This window comes from Aeromonas sp. 25-AL00135 (assembly GCF_054052385.1).
Window position 1 is genome coordinate 1 of sequence record NZ_JBSTYQ010000064.1, and the last position, 211, is coordinate 211.

The following is a 211-nucleotide window of genomic DNA, read 5'->3' on the forward strand; positions in this document are numbered from 1 at the left end:
TCGGGTAGAGAATACCAAGGCGCTTGAGAGAACTCGGGTGAAGGAACTAGGCAAAATAGAACCGTAACTTCGGGAGAAGGTTCGCTCTTGACAGTGAAGTCCCTTGCGGATGGAGCAGTTGGGAGTCGCAGTGACCAGATGGCTGGGACTGTTTATCAAAAACACAGCACTCTGCAAACACGAAAGTGGACGTATAGGGTGTGACACCTGC

The 211-nt window shown here is 51.2% G+C and carries 1 rRNA gene; it reads left to right on the forward strand.

From position 1 onward, the window contains the following. A 23S ribosomal RNA gene (locus ACW5XC_RS20495) occupies window positions 1–211 on the forward strand; the annotation flags it as partial.